This window comes from Roseovarius sp. MS2 (assembly GCF_051447875.1).
Taxonomy (GTDB): domain Bacteria; phylum Pseudomonadota; class Alphaproteobacteria; order Rhodobacterales; family Rhodobacteraceae; genus Roseovarius; species Roseovarius mucosus_A.
On sequence record NZ_JBKHVF010000001.1, the window covers coordinates 1173385 to 1191688 of the forward strand.

The 18304-nt window shown below is 59.6% G+C and carries 13 protein-coding genes and 1 pseudogene; 3 read left to right on the forward strand and 11 right to left on the reverse strand.

Annotated elements, in window-relative coordinates:
* Window positions 1-68: 68 nt before the first annotated feature.
* A complete protein-coding gene (clpB, locus tag ACLGGT_RS05860) occupies window positions 69-2687 on the forward strand; it encodes an ATP-dependent chaperone ClpB (protein ID WP_008279778.1) in 2619 nt (872 codons plus the stop codon).
* Between the two features lie 54 nt (window positions 2688-2741).
* On the opposite strand, the gene sthA is transcribed toward clpB, so the two are convergent.
* From sthA to mbfA, 4 genes and pseudogenes are all read right to left on the reverse strand, one after another.
* Window positions 2742-4178 carry a Si-specific NAD(P)(+) transhydrogenase gene (gene sthA, locus ACLGGT_RS05865; protein ID WP_008279779.1) on the reverse strand — a complete coding sequence of 479 codons (1437 nt, stop codon included), beginning with the start codon at window positions 4176-4178 and terminating at the stop codon, window positions 2742-2744.
* Between the two features lie 3 nt (window positions 4179-4181).
* Window positions 4182-5015 carry an S-formylglutathione hydrolase gene (fghA, locus tag ACLGGT_RS05870; RefSeq protein ID WP_437195268.1) on the reverse strand — a complete coding sequence of 278 codons (834 nt, stop codon included), beginning with the start codon at window positions 5013-5015 and terminating at the stop codon, window positions 4182-4184.
* Between the two features lie 30 nt (window positions 5016-5045).
* Window positions 5046-5977: pseudogene (locus ACLGGT_RS05875) on the reverse strand (AEC family transporter).
* A 78-nt stretch (window positions 5978-6055) separates the two neighbouring features.
* Window positions 6056-7033, reverse strand: coding sequence for an iron exporter MbfA (gene mbfA / locus ACLGGT_RS05880; protein WP_008279782.1), 978 nt, complete (start codon window positions 7031-7033; stop codon window positions 6056-6058).
* A 168-nt stretch (window positions 7034-7201) separates the two neighbouring features.
* On the opposite strand from mbfA, the gene ACLGGT_RS05885 reads away from it, so the two are divergent.
* On the forward strand, window positions 7202-7360 hold the full coding sequence (locus ACLGGT_RS05885) for a hypothetical protein (RefSeq protein WP_162655199.1): 159 nt from the start codon (window positions 7202-7204) through the stop codon (window positions 7358-7360).
* A 97-nt stretch (window positions 7361-7457) separates the two neighbouring features.
* Complete coding sequence (locus ACLGGT_RS05890) at window positions 7458-8075, forward strand: TetR/AcrR family transcriptional regulator (RefSeq protein ID WP_008279784.1); 618 nt, start codon at window positions 7458-7460, stop codon at window positions 8073-8075.
* Here ACLGGT_RS05890 and ACLGGT_RS05895 read toward each other — a convergent pair.
* The 7 genes from ACLGGT_RS05895 to ACLGGT_RS05925 form a co-directional block, all read right to left on the reverse strand.
* The gene (locus ACLGGT_RS05895) at window positions 8072-9685 is read right to left on the reverse strand and encodes a GMC family oxidoreductase (RefSeq protein WP_437195271.1); all 1614 of its coding nucleotides are present in this window, start codon (window positions 9683-9685) and stop codon (window positions 8072-8074) included. The two genes, ACLGGT_RS05890 and ACLGGT_RS05895, sit on opposite strands and share 4 nt — an antisense overlap.
* Window positions 9686-9765: 80 nt before the next feature.
* On the reverse strand, window positions 9766-10956 hold the full coding sequence (locus ACLGGT_RS05900) for an ABC transporter permease (protein WP_081507343.1): 1191 nt from the start codon (window positions 10954-10956) through the stop codon (window positions 9766-9768).
* Between the two features lie 5 nt (window positions 10957-10961).
* Complete coding sequence (locus ACLGGT_RS05905) at window positions 10962-12626, reverse strand: ABC transporter permease (protein WP_375554595.1); 1665 nt, start codon at window positions 12624-12626, stop codon at window positions 10962-10964.
* A 100-nt stretch (window positions 12627-12726) separates the two neighbouring features.
* The gene (locus ACLGGT_RS05910; RefSeq protein WP_037298680.1) at window positions 12727-13842 is read right to left on the reverse strand and encodes an extracellular solute-binding protein; all 1116 of its coding nucleotides are present in this window, start codon (window positions 13840-13842) and stop codon (window positions 12727-12729) included.
* Window positions 13843-13952: 110 nt separating this feature from the next.
* Window positions 13953-15062 carry an ABC transporter ATP-binding protein gene (locus ACLGGT_RS05915; protein WP_437195274.1) on the reverse strand — a complete coding sequence of 370 codons (1110 nt, stop codon included), beginning with the start codon at window positions 15060-15062 and terminating at the stop codon, window positions 13953-13955.
* Between the two features lie 225 nt (window positions 15063-15287).
* Window positions 15288-16658, reverse strand: coding sequence for an aspartate aminotransferase family protein (locus ACLGGT_RS05920; RefSeq protein WP_437195276.1), 1371 nt, complete (start codon window positions 16656-16658; stop codon window positions 15288-15290).
* 66 nt (window positions 16659-16724) lie between these two features.
* A complete protein-coding gene (locus tag ACLGGT_RS05925) occupies window positions 16725-18200 on the reverse strand; it encodes an NAD-dependent succinate-semialdehyde dehydrogenase (RefSeq protein WP_437195277.1) in 1476 nt (491 codons plus the stop codon).
* Between the last annotated feature and the right edge of the window lie 104 nt (window positions 18201-18304).

Below are 18304 nucleotides of genomic sequence, written 5' to 3' on the forward strand. Positions count from 1 at the left end.
TCCCCGACCGCCGCATGCCTAATGCTGGGTGCGCCACCGGGGGAACGCTTGTCAAAAGGAGAAAGCCCATGGACTTCAACAAGTTCACGGAACGGTCGCGTGGTTTCATTCAGGCCGCCCAGACCATCGCGATGCGCGAAAGCCATCAGAAACTATCCCCAGAACATATCCTGAAAGCCTTGCTTGACGACCCCGAGGGGCTGGCCAGCAACCTGATCAAACGCGCCGGTGGCGCGCCCGAACGCGTGACGCAAGCGAATGACATCGCTCTGGCCAAAATCCCACGCGTGTCTGGCGATGCTGGGCAAACCTATATGGATCAGCAGACCGGCAAGGTTCTGGCCGAGGCCGAGAAACTGGCACAAAAGGCGGGCGACAGCTTTGTTCCCGTGGAACGCATCCTGACCGCGCTGGCCCTGGTGAAATCCCCAGCCAAGGATGCGCTAGAGGCAGGGGCTGTCTCGGCGCAAAAGCTCAACGAAGCGATCAATGATATCCGCAAGGGGCGCACGGCAGATTCCGCATCGGCAGAGGACACCTACGAGGCGCTCGAGAAATACGCCCGTGACCTGACCAAAGCAGCACGTGAGGGCAAGATTGACCCTATCATCGGTCGCGACGATGAAATCCGCCGCGCCATGCAGGTGCTCAGCCGTCGCACCAAGAACAACCCGGTTTTGATCGGGGAGCCGGGGGTGGGTAAAACCGCCATCGCCGAGGGCCTTGCCCTGCGCATCGTCAATGGCGACGTGCCGGAATCTCTGCGCAACAAGCGGCTCTTGTCGCTTGATATGGGCGCGCTGATTGCCGGGGCGAAATATCGCGGCGAGTTCGAAGAGCGGCTCAAGGGCGTGCTGAACGAGGTGACGCAGGCCGCAGGCGAAATCATCCTATTCATCGACGAGATGCACACGCTGGTCGGTGCCGGCAAGGCCGATGGCGCGATGGATGCCGCAAACCTGATCAAGCCCGCCCTCGCGCGTGGTGAATTGCACTGTATCGGGGCAACGACGCTCGATGAATATCGAAAGCATGTAGAAAAGGATGCGGCCCTTGCCCGCCGGTTCCAACCGCTGGTGGTCGAGGAGCCAACGGTCGAGGATACGATTTCGATCCTGCGCGGCATCAAGGAAAAGTATGAGTTGCACCACGGTGTGCGCATCTCTGACTCGGCGCTTGTCGCCGCCGCCACGCTCTCGCATCGCTACATTACCGACCGGTTCTTGCCCGACAAGGCCATCGACCTGATGGACGAGGCCGCAAGTCGGCTGCGTATGGAAGTGGACAGCAAGCCCGAAGAGTTGGACGCGCTTGACCGCGAAATCCTGCAAAAGCAGATCGAGGCCGAAGCGCTCAAGAAAGAGGACGACGCCGCCAGCAAGGATCGGCTGGAAAAGCTGGAAAGAGAGCTGGGCGATCTGCAACAGCGCTCATCCGAGATGACCGCCAAGTGGCAGGCTGAGCGCGACAAGCTGGCCGGTGCGCGCGACCTCAAAGAACAGCTTGACCGCGCGCGCGCCGAGCTGGACATCGCCAAGCGCGAGGGCAATCTCGCGCGTGCCGGTGAGCTGAGCTATGGTGTCATTCCGGGGCTGGAGAAAAAGCTGGCCGAGGCTGAAACCCAAGGCGATGATGGCGTCATGGTCGAAGAGGCCGTGCGCCCCGAGCAAATCGCGCAGGTGGTGGAACGCTGGACCGGCATTCCCACAGCCAAGATGCTGGAGGGCGAGCGCGACAAGCTGCTCGGGATGGAAGCCAACCTGCATCGCCGCGTGATCGGGCAGAACACCGCCGTCAAGGCCGTGGCCAATGCCGTGCGCCGCGCGCGCGCCGGGCTGAACGACGAGGGGCGCCCCTTGGGCAGTTTCCTCTTTCTCGGGCCAACCGGCGTGGGCAAGACCGAATTGACCAAGGCCGTGGCAGAATTCCTATTTGACGACGACAGTGCCATGGTCCGGATCGACATGAGCGAGTTCATGGAGAAACATTCGGTCTCGCGTCTGATCGGTGCGCCTCCGGGCTATGTCGGCTATGACGAGGGCGGTGTCTTGACCGAGGCCGTGCGCCGCAGGCCCTACCAGGTGGTCCTGTTCGACGAGGTCGAAAAGGCGCATCCAGAGGTGTTCAACGTGCTTTTGCAGGTGCTTGATGATGGTGTGCTGACCGATGGTCAGGGCCGCACCGTGGATTTCAAGCAAACGCTGATCATCCTTACGTCGAACCTTGGGAGCCAAGCTCTGAGCCAATTGCCAGAAGGGGCCGATGCTGCCACCGCCAAGCGCGATGTGATGGACGCGGTGCGGTCGCATTTCCGGCCCGAGTTCCTGAACCGGCTGGATGAGATCGTGGTGTTTGACCGCCTCACGCGGCCACAGATGGATGGCATCGTCGATATCCAGATGTCGCGGCTGCTGAAACGTCTGGCCGCCCGCAAGATCACGCTGGCGCTGGATGACGCGGCCCATAAATGGCTGGCGGATGAAGGCTATGATCCGGTCTACGGCGCGCGTCCGCTCAAGCGGGTGATCCAGCGCGCGTTGCAAGACCCTCTGGCAGAGGCGCTCTTGTCCGGGGAAATCCTCGATGGGGCGGTGGTGCCGGTTACAGCAGGCCCCGAAGGGTTGATCATCGGAAACCGGGTTGGCAGCACTACACAAGAGCCCCCGCAGGACGCTGTGGTTCATTGATCGTGAAAACGCCCCTCTGATTGCTCAGGGGGGCGTTTTTAATCGTATACACCGTCAGGAAGCCTCTGGGTTGGCTGCCTCGCGCTTTACCTTGTATTCCTCGGGAATGGGCATCCGGTTGAAGGCATCAAGCCCCGCGATTTTATAGGCCTCGGCCAAGGTGGGATAATTGAAGGTGTTCTGCACGAAATAATCCACCGTGCCTTTGAGGTTCAAAACCGCCTGCGCAATGTGGATGAGTTCCGTTGCCCCCTCGCCTACAATCTGCACGCCCAGAACCCGACGCGTCTTGAGCGAAAACAGCATTTTCAGCATGCCATGTTCCAGCCCCATGATATGCCCGCGGCTGGTTTCGCGGAACCGTGCAACGCCCACCTCATAGGGGATGCCGCGCGTCTGCATTTCCTCTTCCGACATGCCGCAGGTGGAAATTTCTGGCACAGAATAGATGCCGTACGGAAACCACGGGCTTTCAGGCAGGGTCGGGATGTCGAGCGCATGACAGGCCGCAACGCGCCCTTGTTGCACAGAGGTCGAGGCAAGGCTTGGATGCCCGATCACATCACCCGCAGCATAGATATGCGGCACAGCCGTTTGATAGGTCTTGCGATTAACCTCAATACGGTTGCGATGATCCGTCGTCAGCCCCGCCGCCGCCAGATTGAGCGCCGAAGTGGCCCCCATCCGCCCCGCAGCAAAGAGCAGCATTTCGGCGCGCACGTGGCGACCATTGGCAAGGCTCACCTCGATATGCTCGCCCGCGTCCTCGATCCGCTCGATCGCGGACCCCAGCCGCAGATCAACGCCATTCTCGCGGATCTGATGGGTGAAATCCTGAATGAGCATCCGGTCGATGAAATCGAGAAATGTATCGCGTGGCTCGATCAAGGTCACACGCACGTCGAGTGCGGAAAACATCGTGGCATATTCCACCCCGATCACGCCCGCGCCCACCACGATCAGACTGCGCGGAATCCGGGCAAGCTCCAGAAACTCATCGCTGTCCACCACGGTGCGCCCGTTAAAGGGCACAGTGTCGGGGCGATGGGTCTTGGTCCCGGTCGAGATCAGAAAGCGGTCAGCAGTCAGGCGCGTGACATCGCCCGCCTCGGTTGCAACCTCGATGGTATAGGCATCAACAAAGCGCGCCATTCCATGCAGCGTATCCACGTGGTTGCGGTTGAACTGATGTTCCAGAACATCAACCTCGTGATCCAAGGTCATGTGCAACCGCGCCTTGAGATCCTCGGCACCGATGTTGTCCTTGACCCGGTAAGCGCGGCCATAAAAGCTGCGCTCACGCCAACCCGACAGGTTGAGCACCGTCTCGCGCAGCGTCTTGGACGGGATCGTGCCGGTATGCACCGACACGCCGCCCAACCGGTCCTTGCGGTCAATCACCAACACGCGACGCTTGAGCTTGCCCGCCTGAATGGCGGCGGCGCGCCCCGCAGGACCCGAGCCAACGATGATCAGATCATAATGGCTCATGTCTTAATCCGCATAGAGCGCCTCGGCATGGAAGGTCACGTGATCCTCCATGAAGGTCGAGATGAAGAAATAGCTGTGGTCATAGCCCCTTTGCATCCGGAACGTGCCCTCTTGGCGGCGGGCGGTCATGGCATGGGCCAGCGTTTCGGGGCGCAGCAGGTCAAGGAATTGGTCCTTGGTGCCGGTATCCACCAGAACCGGCCCGTCAAATCCACGCTCTGCCATCAGCAGGCTGGCATCATGCGCTGCCCAGGCGGCTTCGTCTGCGCCCAGATAGGCCGTGAATTGCTTGCGGCCCCAATCGCTGTTGGTGGGATTGCAAATGGGGGAAAAGGCCGACACTGACCGGAACCGCCCCGGCAGTGACATCGCCAGCGTCAACGCGCCATGCCCCCCCATCGAATGCCCGGTAATGGCCTGACGGTCCATGTCCACGGCAAAATTCTCACCAATGAGCGCAGGCAATTCCGTGGCGATATAATCCCACATCCGGAAATGCGGCGCCCAAGGGGATTGCGTGGCATTCACATAGAACCCGGCCCCCTGCCCCAGATCATAGGCGTCATCATTGGCCACACCCTCGCCGCGCGGGCTTGTATCCGGAAACACCAGTGCGATGCCCTGCTCTGCCGCCCAACCCTGTGCGCCGGCCTTGACCATGGCATTCTCATGGGTGCAGGTCAGGCCCGAGAGATACCACAGCACCGGCACCGGCCCATCCTGCGCCTCAGCCGGCAGGAAGAGGCCAAAGGTCATGTCAACGCCACACACCTCGGAGGCGTGGGTATAGACGCCCTGCGTGCCACCAAAACAGGTATTTTCCGAAACCGTTTTCATCATGTTCTCCTCTCACGTCCGTAGGACTGTTCAGTAAAGTTGGTTCACCCAACCGATCACAAGCGACACCGTGACTATGGCAGCGCCAGTTGAAATCAGGATCGAGGACGACACACGCTTGGGTGCCACGCCATAATGCTGGGCGAGCATAAAGACATTTCCCGCCACGGGCAGACTTGCCGCCGCAATCATCACCGCCCCGGCGTAGGGATCAACCTCGAACAGGACGAGCACGGCAAAGGCCACGAAAACCGGGTGCAGCACAAGTTTGCAAAAGAAAGCCACCCCGCGATATGAGGTCGCTCAGCCGATTTCGACGCGAGCGATGCGCCGATGGCAAAGAGCGCACCGGGGGTGGCCGCCCCGCCCAGAATGCGCACGAAATCGTTGATCGGATCTGGAATAGGCAGGCGCAGGCCGGACCATGTGAGGCCCAGCACGATCGAGACGATCATCGGGTTCTTCAAAAGACCCATTCCGACGGTGCGCAAGATACCAAGGCTGAGCCGACCATCCCGCGTGCCGGTAATCAGGATCACCACAAGCGAGCCAAATACGATAAGGTCCACCGCCAAGACGATCATCACCCAGCCAATCGCCGCTTCCCCCATCAGCATGGCCAGCATCGGCACACCCAGAAAACCAACGTTGCCGATGACCGCGCATTGGGCCTCGATAGCGACCTCTTGAATATTCACGCGGCGCACCAGCGCTACTGCCGTGGCGATGCCATAGACAAAGGCCGTGGCCCAGAGGTAGGCGAGAATGAAATTCCAATCCAACACATCCGCCAGCGTGAGATTGGCCGAAAAGCGGAACAGCATCGCCGAAAGAGCAAAGTAAAAGACGAACTTCGTCAACCACGCCGTCGCCTCCTCGGGAAAGAACCCGGTGCGCCCGGCGCCATACCCTAGCCCGATGATCATGAAGAAAGGTAGGGTCTGGAGAAAGATACTTAGCATGCGTTGTGTGGTAGCAGGTTGAGGGGCAGGGTCAATCGCCGCCATTCATCCTTTCGTCGCAACACTTGCTATGGCCCGTCAGCCACTGCCGATCAGCACGCCAGCGGCAAAGACCAGCGCACCGCCCAGAACAACCTGAAACGCCGCGCGAAAGAACGGCGTTTCCATATATTTGTTCTGAATCCAGGCAATCGCCCAAAGCTCGATGAACACCACCACAAAGGCGATGATTGTGGCAGTCCAGAAATCCGGAATGAGATAAGGCAACGCATGGCCCAACCCGCCAACGGTGGTCATGATCCCAGAGGCAAAACCGCGCTTGATCGGGCTGCCGCGCCCAGAGAGTTCGCCATCGTCGCTGGCAGCCTCGGTAAAGCCCATGGAAATGCCTGCGCCGACACTGGCCGCAAGACCAACAAGAAACGTGGTCCAGGTGTCCTGCGTGGCAAAGGCCGTGGCAAAGATCGGGGCGAGCGTGGACACGGAGCCATCCATCAATCCGGCAAGCCCCGGCTGCACCCATGTCAATACAAACTGGCGTTTGGCGGTGCGATCCTCGGCGTCGCGCGCATCGGCATCAAGGTGCTCAGCCTCAAGCTCTTCGGCGCGGGTTTGATGACCAGCCTCGGCGGCGGCGAGATCCCCAAGCAACTTGCGGGTGTCGGCATCGGTGGTGCGCTGTGCCGCCTTGAGATAAAACGCACCAGCATCGCGCTCCATCGCCTCGGCCTCGTCGCGGATACGCTCGATCCCGAGGTTTTCAATCAGCCAGACAGGACGTCGCGCATAGAACCCGGCAACATGCTCGCGCCGGATCAGGGGGATCACCTCGCCAAACCGGCTGCGGTGCAGTTCGATCAGGCGGTGACGGTGGCCATCTTCTTCGGTCGCCATCCCATCAAAGATGGCAGCGGTATCCGGAAAATCTTGCCGCAACATCTCTGCATAAGAACGATAGATGCGCGCGTCATCCTCTTCCGAGGAGATCGCCAATGCGAGAATTTCTTGCTCGCTGAGATCGCGAAAACGGCGGCGGGACGTCATACCGGGAATCATCGGACACCTCAGTTAGAATTATTCTAAATCAGTTTAGCGCTACATTCTACGAAGGCAAAGGGGGATGTATGGGCAAAAGTGAACTACTCGGTTCATTTTTATCTTGATTTCTAAACCGATCTGTTTAGTTATATATCTGAACGCAACAGTTCAGTTATGGAGTTCGATATGAAAAGCGCCTTGATCGTTCTTACCCTCTCGCTCAGCCTCATCGCGGCCCCTGTCTTGGCTTTCAGCTTTGACACCAACAGCCTGACACCGACACTGACCTACCCTGCGCCCGCGCCTGCCCCCGTGACACAAGGTAATGCAGGAATCGACCGATAATCTGCGTCAGAAACAGCCTCCCGTGACCGCGCGCAGACGGGCTTGCGGTTACGGGCATGCGCCGACTACACTGTTCCGACCTGTGGGGAGGGATTGGATGTCGGCACCCGCCGTTGAAATCAAGAAGGGCCGCAAGTTCGACCAGGTGCTCGAAGGGGCGCGTCGCGTCTTTATGCGCGATGGATTCGAAGGCGCCAGCGTCGACGAAATTGCGCGTGAGGCGCAGGTGTCCAAGGCCACCCTCTATAGCTATTTCCCGGATAAACGGCTGCTTTTTTCCGAAGTCGCGCGGCTTGAATGCAACCGGCAGGCCGAAGAGGCGATGGAAGTGATCGCTAAGGGCGCGACCATTGATCATGTCTTGCACGAGGCAGCCACCCGGATCGTTCGGTTCTTTTTGTCAGACTTCGGACAACAAATGTTTCGCATCTGCGTATCGGAGGCGCATCGGTTTCCCGAATTGGGACGTCGATTTTATGCCTCTGGACCAGACCTTGTGCGCGAACGGCTAAGCAAAGTCTTGCGCCCCTACGTCGACGCCGGGATTCTCAAAATCGACGACATGGATCTCGCCGCCAACCAGTTTGGTGAGCTATGCAAGAGCGATCTCTTTATGCGCAGCTTGTGCGGCATGTGCAAAGAAGTAGAGCCAGCGGATATAGAGCGTGTGGTCAATGGCGCGGTTGAGATGTTTCTCGCGCGTTATCGCGCCTAATCCGGGGCAGAACGCCCCATCATCGCCGCCGCAATCTTTTCTGCCATCATGATCGTGGGCGCGTTGGTATTGCCCCCCACGAGGCGGGGCATAATCGAGGCATCGACCACGCGCAGCCCCTCAAGCCCATGAACACGCGCCTGCGGATCAACAACCGCCATAGCGCCCTGCCCCATCGCGCAGGTGCCGACCGGGTGATAGATCGTGTCGGCGCGGGCGCGAATATCGGCCTCAAGTGCCGCATCGGTCCAGTCGTGGGGGTGCAACCGCTCTTTGCGCCAAGGTGCCAAAGCAGGCGCGCGCAGCACCGCATCCATCTGCCGCGCACCTTGCATCATCAGGGTCAGATCACGGCTGTCGCTAAGGAACGCGGGGTCAATCAAAGGCGCATCCTGAGGGCGGGCAGAGCGTAGCGTAACCCGACCCCTGCTATGGGGCCGCAGCACGCAGACATGACACGAATAGCCGGGGCGAAAATGCAGGGTTCGCATGTGATCTTCGACAATGCCGATCACAAAATGCAGTTGCAGATCGGGCCGAGACACTGTGCGCTCAGAGCGCAGAAAGGCTCCGGCCTCAGCATAGGGTGTGGTGAACGGGCCCTTCCCCGTCTTGCGCCATTCAAGCGCCGCCTTTCCCAGACGCCAGAGGCCCTTGGGATCAAGGCTGATGACATCATCGCGCCTCGAGGTTTCGGCAAGGATATAGTCCAGATGATCTTGCAAGTTCTCACCCACTCCGGGCAGGTCATGCACCGGGCTTATACCATGCGCCTGCAAAGCCTCGGCCGGGCCGATACCCGAAAGCATCAAGAGATGCGGAGAGCCAAAAGCGCCGCTGCTCAGGATCACGTCCCGCTGCGCGCGCGCCTCGTACACCCGCCCTTTGTGGCGATAGCGTAGGCCGGTGGCGCGCTTGCCGTCAAAGATCACCCGCTCAGCCATGGCCTGCGTGATCACCGTCAGATTGGGCCGTGTCAGGACCGGGAAAAGATAGGCAGCAGCAGCAGAGCACCGTTGACCGCGCTGGGGGCCGTCAAAGAACTGCGTCACCTGATAATGCCCCGCGCCCTCTTGGGTCGCGCCGTTGAAATCGGGATTGCGGGGGATTTGCAGGCTCTCACACGCGGTTACGAAAGCCTCAGAAATGGCACGGGGCGCATTTTGGTTGGTGACTTGTAGTGGTCCGGATTGGCCATGCAGGGCGTCACCGTGCTGCGCGTTCCGCTCTGCCGTGCGAAACCATGGCAGCACGCTCTGCCAGTCCCAGCCATCACAGCCCAGATCGGCCCATTCATCATAATCACCGGGATGACCGCGTGCATAGAGCATTGCGTTGATCGCGCTAGAGCCGCCAAGCGCACGCCCGCGCGGCTGAAACCCTTGCCGACCGTTCAACTCTGGCTGTGGCACAGTTTTGAGCGCCCAGTTGTTGATCTTGGGTCGCCCAGACACCATCGCTGCCACCAAGCCCGGCGCACGAATGAAGATATCGCGCCCAGACCCGCCCGCCTCAATCAGGCAGACGGATAGGCCGGGGTCCTCGCTTAGCCGCGCCGCAAGCACGCAGCCCGCCGATCCACCCCCCACGATGATGTAGTCATAGATCATGGCCCGCCTCCCTCTGCCCCGTTACGCTATGCCGGAGACCTCCCCCGACCAAAGCGCGACGTGGCGTCAGGGATGCGCGACTAGCTTGGGCTCATGCCGCGCAACCGCTCAGACCGGCGTCGCAAATATTCCATGGTTGTCAAAAGCGCGATTGAGATCACGACAAGAAGCGTCGCCACCGCCAGAATGGTCGGGCTGATCTGTTCACGCAAGCCAGTGAACATGCGCCAGGGCAGGGTTTGCTGATTGGCCGAACCGACAAAGAGCACCACGACCACCTCATCGAACGAGGTGATAAATGCGAAGAGCCCGCCCGAAATCACCCCCGGCAGGATGAGCGGCATCTGCACCCGAAAGAAGGTGGTCACGGGGTCTGCGCCCATATTCGCCGCCGCGCGCGTGAGTGAGCGGTCAAAGCCCACAAGCGTGGCCGTCACCGTGATGATCACAAAAGGAATGCCCAGCGCCGCGTGCGCCAGAACCACGCCGAAATAGGTGCCTTGCAAGCCAATGCGGCTATAAAAGAAATACATCCCTGCCGCAGAAATGATGAGCGGCACGATCATCGGTGAGATCAGAATCGCCATGATCGCGCGGCGGAACGGCACATGCTCTGAGCTGAGGCCAATCGCCGCCAAGGTGCCAAAACTGACCGACAATAGGGTCGCAACCGGCGCAATCGCCAACGAATTGCGCAACGCCTGCTGCCAGCCGCTGGAGGTAAAGAAATCCTGATAATGCTTGAGGCTGTATCCGGCGGGATCAAACCGCAGCATTTCCGGTGTGAAGGTAAAGAAGTTTTGCGCGTTGAAGCTGAGCGGCATCACCACAAGAATGGGCGTGATCAGAAATACAAAGATCGCCCCACAGATCACCCGGAACGTATAGTGCCAAAGCACCTGCCCACTGGTCAGATAGGGTGCCAGATTGGCACGATAGCGTCCTTCGCCGATCCAAAAGATGAACCACGAGAAAAACCAGCCAGACAGAACCCCCAGCACAAACCCCGGCAAGCCAGCCAGAAGCACGCCCGCAATGATAAAGAGCGCGATAAGGCCCCAGCGCGTGGTCTTCTCCTGCCCCAGTCCAAAGACTGCCAGCGCAAGATAGGCAAGGACCATAAGCGCCACGGCCCCAATCGCGATTCCCATCAAGCCCGAGCCATGCGCCGTGCCGACAAACAGCCCAACAAAGGCCCCTGCAGCGCCGATCACCGGCAGTGAGAAAGAAAGTGGCTTGGTTTCGACAGGTGTCAGTGTGAATCCGTTCATGTCTCTTACCCCAGCTTCACGTTGTCGATGCCGACGATCTTGTCATAGGCCCAGTAGAGAATGAGGACCACGGCAAGCAGGATCGTGCCAAGCGCCGCCGCCAAGCCCCAATTGAGCGAGGACGAGATGTGATAGGCGATCCGGTTCGAAATGAACGTGCCGGTGGTGCCGCCCACAATCTCAGGCGTGATGTAATACCCGATGGCAAGGATGAAGACGAGGATCGAGCCCGCGCCGATGCCCGGCACCGATTGCGGAAAGTAGACCCGCCAGAACGCCGTCCAATTGTTCGCCCCCAGCGATTTGGCGGCGCGCAGATAGGTCGGCGGAATGGTCTGCATCACCGAATACATCGGCAGGATCATGAAGGGCAGCAGAATATGGGTCATCGCTACGATGGTGCCGAATTGATTGTTGATCATAACCAATCGGCTCTCATCTGCGACCAGCCCCAGCCAGACCAGAACGTCGTTGATAACCCCTTGTTGCTGCAACATCACCTTCCACGCGCTGGTGCGCACCAAAAGCGACGTCCAGAATGGCAGCAGGACAAGGATCATCAGAAGGTTCGCGGTGCGTGACGGCAGATTTGCCAGAATCCACGCCACGGGATAGCCCAAAGCAACACAGGAAAAGGTAATCATCAGCGACATGAACATCGTGCGCTGGAAGAGGATGCCATAAATACGCTCATCTTCGCTGCGCAAGGCGATACCTTGGGGCGTCTTTTCCATATCAACAGCGTTGAGGAAATAGCCGGTGGTATAGGGCGGCGAATAGGTCTTGATGGTTTCCCAGAATGTCACATTTGCCCATTCCTTGTTCGACTCGAAAAAGGCTTCGCGCATCGCAACAGGCGGCAACTGCGCCGCTGCCGCAGCACGCAAGAGATCGCCACCGGGTCCGGCATAGGTCTCTATGGCCGTTTTCGTAGCCGGGTCTTCAAGGTCCAGCGCCAAGGCGGCATGAACTGCCTCCCATGGCTCTTCCTTGGTTACGCTCTTGCCATCGACAAACTGGGTAAAGGCCGCAAAGGCCGAATAGGCACGTGCCGTATTGGGTAGAATGTCGGAAATCGCAGCACCGGGCTGAAATTCGGCATCTCCACTAAATTCTGTGGCTTCCAGCGCTTCTAGGCGGGCAATCTGATTGGACATCAGCCGTTCATTGGGCTCTGCCCCAGCCCCACCCGACATCATCTCGACCCATGTCGCGGCCTCGTCAAAGGCGGGATCAACCTCGAGCAATGCGTCTTGGAACACCTCTCCAACGTCGCTCATGTCACGCCCAGACGTGCGGAAGAGCGAGGAAATGCCGCTTTTCTCGTAGTTCAGACGGCTGCCCAGCTTGGTGTGTTCCTTGGCCTCGGCAGCAAGGAAAAGGTCAAAGAACAAGGCGCGGAACACCTGCTCGTCGGGGGCATCGCCGGAATCCCAATCCCGCAACTCCTCGACAGTCATTGGCAGTGTATTGCCCACGATCTGGTTCTCGACAGAACGGAACAGCATATCAATGATCGGCGCGATGAAGGTGAGCAGAACAAAGAGCAACAGGGGGGCGATCAGCGCCAGCGCTCGCATCTTCTGAGCGCGCAAAGCGCGGCGCAGGCTGCGTTTCAGAGGCGTGCCATCGGCGGCAAGCATCGGGCCGGTGTTGGTGCTATCGCTCATGTCTTCCCCGTCGAAATGGTCCGATTATTCAGGCCGGGTCTTGTGCCCGGTCAAAGAAGCGGTGGGGCCGCGTACGGCCCCACCTCTATTGGTCGCCAGATTACTGGGCCAGCCACGACTGGAACTTGGCGTCCAGATCGTCACGGTTGTCAGCCCACCATTCGTAGTCATAGATGTGAACGTTGGAGGCATTTGCCGGATCGGTCGGCATATGCGGCGCCATGTCGATGCCAAGCTCGGCGTGCTTGCCTACCAACGGTGCCGAAGACGCACGCGCCGGACCGTAGGAGATATACGCCGCCTGATCAGCAAGACGCTGGGTGTCGGTGCCGAACTTGAGGAAGTCCATCACGCGCGCCAGACGGTCTGCGGGCAGACCGGCGGGAACAATCCAGCCATCAAGGTCAAACGACTGCATGTCCCACAGCATTGCGATGGGCTGGTTCTGTTCAGCAATGGCCGAGAACAGGCGACCGTTGAATGTCGAACCCATGAACACTTCGCCATCCGCCAGAAGCTGCGGGGTTTCCGCACCGGCAGACCACCAGACGACTTGGTCCTTGATGGTGCCCAGTTTGGCCAGCGCGCGCTCTACACCCTCGTCGGTGCCCAGAACGTCGTAAATCTCGTCCTTGGCAACGCCGTCGCAATAAAGCGCCCATTCCATGTTGTCGATCGGGCGCTTTTGCAGCGACCGCTTGCCCGGATACTTGGCAAGGTCGAACACGTCGCAAACGCTGGTCGGCGGCTCGGTGCCGGCAGGCACAAGATCAGTGCGATAGCCGAAGGTGGTCGAGTAAACGATCTGCGGAATGAAGCAGTCGCTGACAATCAGATCACCAAAGTCATCGCTGGCAGAGGTGCCATCGGGGGCCGCGGCCAACATGGTGTCGTGGTCGATTTCCATCGCCAGACCTTCGTCGCAGAGGCGCATCGAGTCGGACGCCACCACATCGACCAGATCCCAAGTGATGTTGCCTGCCTCGTTCATGGCGCGCAGCTTGGCCACGGCCTCGGCCGAGCTTTCGTCCCAAGTCGCGGTCACGCCGGGGTTAGCAGCAAGGTAGGGCTGCACATAAGCCTTGTCTTGGCTCGCCTGATAGGCGCCGCCCCAGCTGACGATCGTCATGCTGTTGGCCATTTCCTGTGCGGTGACGGCGGTGCCCGCAGCAACGGTCAGAGCCGTGGTCGCGAGCAGGGTTTTCGTCAGTTTCATAAACATACTCCCAGTTTATCCCGTTTTTCGATGGTTGGGCCCTGCGCTACGGGCAGAACGTCGAGGGCCTTGCTCAACCCGCACCGGTTCCGTGACCGGCGCGCGTATTCTTATACTTGGGGCGCATCCAGCGCGCGGCAATCCTCTGGCAACCAGCCGATCTCGATCTGCTCGCCCGGTTGAAGGCGGCGCTGATCGGGGGCGTTGCGGGTCTTGATGATAAAATCATCGGACCCAGCCACCCGGAGCCGTGTGCGGAAAATGTCACCCATATAGATGAACTCCAGCACTTCGGCCTTGAGCGTATGCGCATCCGGCTTCAGCCGGTCACGATTGAATTCGACCCGCTCAGGCCGAATGGAAATCAGCGTGCGGTCGCCCGGCTTTTCGACATTGACGGGCTTGGCATCAATCAGGTCGCCGTTGTCTGGCTGCACGACGGCAATACCGTTCTTGATCTCTTTGACCCGCCCCTCAAGTGTGTTGTTCTCACCAATGAACTGCGCGACAAAGCTGTTCTTGGGGCTTTCATACAATTCATCTGGCGGCGCGATCTGCTGGATGCGGCCATCGTTGAACACCGCCACACGGTCAGACATTGTCAGCGCCTCGGTCTGATCGTGGGTCACATAAACTGTGGTAATCCCAAGATTGTGCGCAAGATGGGTGATTTCGAATTGCATTTTTTCGCGCAATTGCTTGTCCAGCGCGCCGAGCGGTTCATCCATCAACACCAGCTCAGGCTCGAACACCAGCGCTCGGGCGAGAGCCACACGCTGTTGTTGGCCCCCAGACAGCTGCGACGGACGACGCCCGCCAAAGGCACCCATTTCCACCATTTCCAGCGCCCGCTTAACCTTGGCTTCGCGGTCGGACTTGCCGATTTTGCGCACCTCAAGCGGAAAGCTGAGGTTTTCGGCAATCGTCATATGTGGAAAGAGCGCGTAATTCTGGAACACCATGCCAATGCCGCGTTTGTGCGGCGGGATGTTGTTGATGCTCACACCGTCCAATTTGATCTCGCCATGGGTGGCGGTTTCAAACCCTGCAAGCATCATCAGACAGGTCGTTTTGCCCGACCCCGACGGTCCTAGCATCGTCAGAAATTCGCCCTTGGGCAAGGTCAGGTTCAGATCCTTGACGACCAGTGTTTCGCCGTCATAGCTCTTTTGGACACGTTCAAACGCAACGAACGCATCGTTGTTCCCGGTATCTGCCAAGTTCGGCTCCCTATTATTCATCGCAAGCGTTTGCCTCGCGTTCGGAAGAAACTAAAACAAGATGGACCCTCACATGCAAGCGGATTGCGGCGCTTTTTTCCCGAAACCGACCTGCGCAGGTCAAATCGCCTGCAAGTGAAGCAAGATAAGTCAAATTTCCTGCAAATGACCGAGGCACGCTCCGCTTTAACGCGAGCCTCGGCAGTGTTTTCACCGGAAACCGACCTATCCCAGCACGGATTGCACGGCTTTTGTGGTTTTGTGAATCACCTCATCCGCCTCTGATTTTGTCAGGCAGAAAGGCGGCGCAAAGCCCAGAATGTCCCCCTGCGGCATGGCCCGCGCGATAACACCGGTAGCTGCCAGCGCGGCGGAAATCTGTGGGCCCACCTTGTCGGCAGCATCAAAGAATATCCGATTTTGCCGATCCTTGACGAATTCGACGGCACAGAGCATCCCCTCGCCCCGCACCTCGCCTACATGGGCATGCGCGCCCAGTGCCTCGGCCATGCCCCGATTGAGGTAGCCGCCTACATCGCGGTTATTGGCAATCAGGTTCAGATCATCGAGCAACTTGAGATTTGCCACACCCGCCGCCGCCCCGATGGGATGCGCCGAATAGGTCCAGCCGTGGCCGATGGGGCCATTCTCATCCGTGCCTTGCTCCAGCACCTTCCACATGCGGTCGCTGACGATGCTACCCGATAGCGGCGCATAGGCGCTTGTCAGGCCTTTGGCGATGGTGATGAGGTCTGGCGTCATTCCATAGTGGTCCGAGCCGAACATCGTGCCCAGACGACCAAAGCCCGTCACCACCTCATCGGCCACAAGCAGGATGTCATGCTTGCGCAGCACCTCTTGAATGGCGGCCCAATAGCCTGCAGGCGGCGGCACAATGCCTCCGGTGCCCAGCACCGGCTCGCCGATAAAGGCGGCGATGGTATCGGCCCCCTCGCGCGCGATGAGTGCCTCAAGCTCGGCCACACAATGCGCGACAAACTGCGCCTCGGTCTGATCCAGATTGGCGCGACGGAAATAATAGGGCGCTTCGGTATGAACGACCTGCGCCAACGGCAGATCGAACTTCTTGTGGAACAGTTCAAGCCCCGTAAGCGAGCCGGTCATCAGCCCAGAGCCATGATAGCCGCGCCAACGCGAGATGATCTTTTTCTTTTCGGGCCGCCCGAGGATGTTGTTGTAATACCAAATCAATTTGACATTGGTTTCATTGGCGTCAGAGCCCGACATGCCAAAATAGACCTTGCTCATGCCCTTGGGGGCGCGGTCCATAATCATTTTGGACAGGGTGATCGACGCCTCGGTGCCATGCCCGACATAGGCATGATAATAAGCCAGTTCGCGCGCCTGCGCGGCAATCGCCTCGGCAATCTCTTGGCGACCATAGCCGACGTTGACGCAGTAAAGCCCGGCAAAGGCATCGAGAAAGCGATTGCCATCACGATCCTCGATATGACAGCCCTGCCCGCCTTTGATCACCCGGTTCGGCGCCTCGCCACGGGCGAATTGCCCAAGATGTGTCGAGGGGTGAAAGAAATTCTCGCGGTCCCATTGATCAAGTTGGTCGTTGCGCAGCATCGTGTTTCCTTTCCTCGGGGGCGCACCCCCAGCTTCATCGTTCCAAAAATACTCGAATCCCGATCGTCACGCCCAATCGCGGCAGACGTATTTGATTTCCATGAATTCCTCCATGCCGCGCCGCGCCCCTTCGCGGCCCAGCCCCGATTGCTTGACCCCACCAAAGGGGATCGGCGCGCCCGTGACCTTGGTGCGGTTCACCGCCACCATGCCGAATTGTAGCGCTCGCGTCATCCGGTAGATGCGGCGGGGATCATGGCAGTGCAGATAGGCAATGAGGCCATATTCCGTGGCATTGGCGCGGGCGACCACCTCTTCCTCGGTGTCAAAGGGCGTGATCGCCGCCACCGGGCCAAAGGTCTCATCGCGCATGATCGCGGCGCCGTCGGGCACATCCATGAGCACCGTCGGCTGAAAGAAGAGAGGGCCGAGCGGGTCGCGCTTGCCGCCACAGGCAAGCGTTGCACCATGCGCCAGCGCATCCGCCACATGCTCTTCTTGCTTGCGGACCGCACGCTCATTCATCAGCGGGCCGATGTCGGGATCGTCCATGCCGCGCCCGATTTTGAGCGTCTGTATGGCGTCGGTAAAACGTCGGCAAAAGGCGTCATAGATTGGCCGCTCTACGTAAATCCGGTTAGCCCCCAAACAGTCTTGCCCCGACGTCGCAAACTTGGCCTTGATCGACTCGGTCACCGCAGTTTCCAGATCGGCATTCTTGAACACGATCACCGGAGCATGGCCGCCCAGTTCCAGCACCAGTTTCTTGACCGTGCCCGCGCATTGGCGATAGAGCAACTGCCCGATGTCGGTAGAGCCGGTAAAGCTGAGAACGCGGACGCGGGCGTCTTGGGTCCAAGGCTCAACCACTGTTGCCGCGTGGCCTGTCACCACGTTGAACACACCCGCCGGGATGCCTGCGCGCTCGGCCAGTTCTGCAAGGGCCAGTGCCGAATAGGGTGTCTCGGCTGAAGGATGAGAAACCACGCTGCAGCCCGCCGCCAAGGCCGCCGCCGCCTTGCGCGTGAGCATCGCTGCGGGGAAATTCCACGGCGTGATAAGGGCGGCCACGCCCACCGGCTCTAGCCACAATTCCACCTCGGCATCGGGCAGGTGGCTTGTGACCCCTTCGATGTTGGGGCGCTTGGCCTCTTCGGCGTAATATTCCACGAAACTTGCGGCATAGTCGATCTCGCCGCGCGCTTCACTAAGGGGTTTGCCCTGCTCCAGCACCATGATCCGCGCGAGGTCTTCGCGATGCGCAAGGATGAGATCGAACCAGCGGCGCAAGAGCGCGGCGCGATCTTGCGGCAGGGTCATTGCCCAGCCATCGAATGCGCCCTGCGCCGCATCCACCGCCTTGCGTGCCTGATCGGCACTGAGGCTGGCCACAGCACCCAAGGCACTGCCATCGGCGGGGTTGGTGACGGCAAAGGTCGCGGCCTCGTCTCCGCCCACCCATTTGCCGCCCACATAGGCAAAGCTGCGCACCAGGCGCGTGTCGGTGATCCCGTTGCGGGTCCAGATGGCTGAGTCGGACATTGTGGCACTCCCTTTGCGCCAGAGAATGTCTGGTTCACGCAGAGGGTGACGCTAAAGTTTTTGGAGTTTGCAGATTATTCTTCTGCAAGGCCGCAGAAATACGG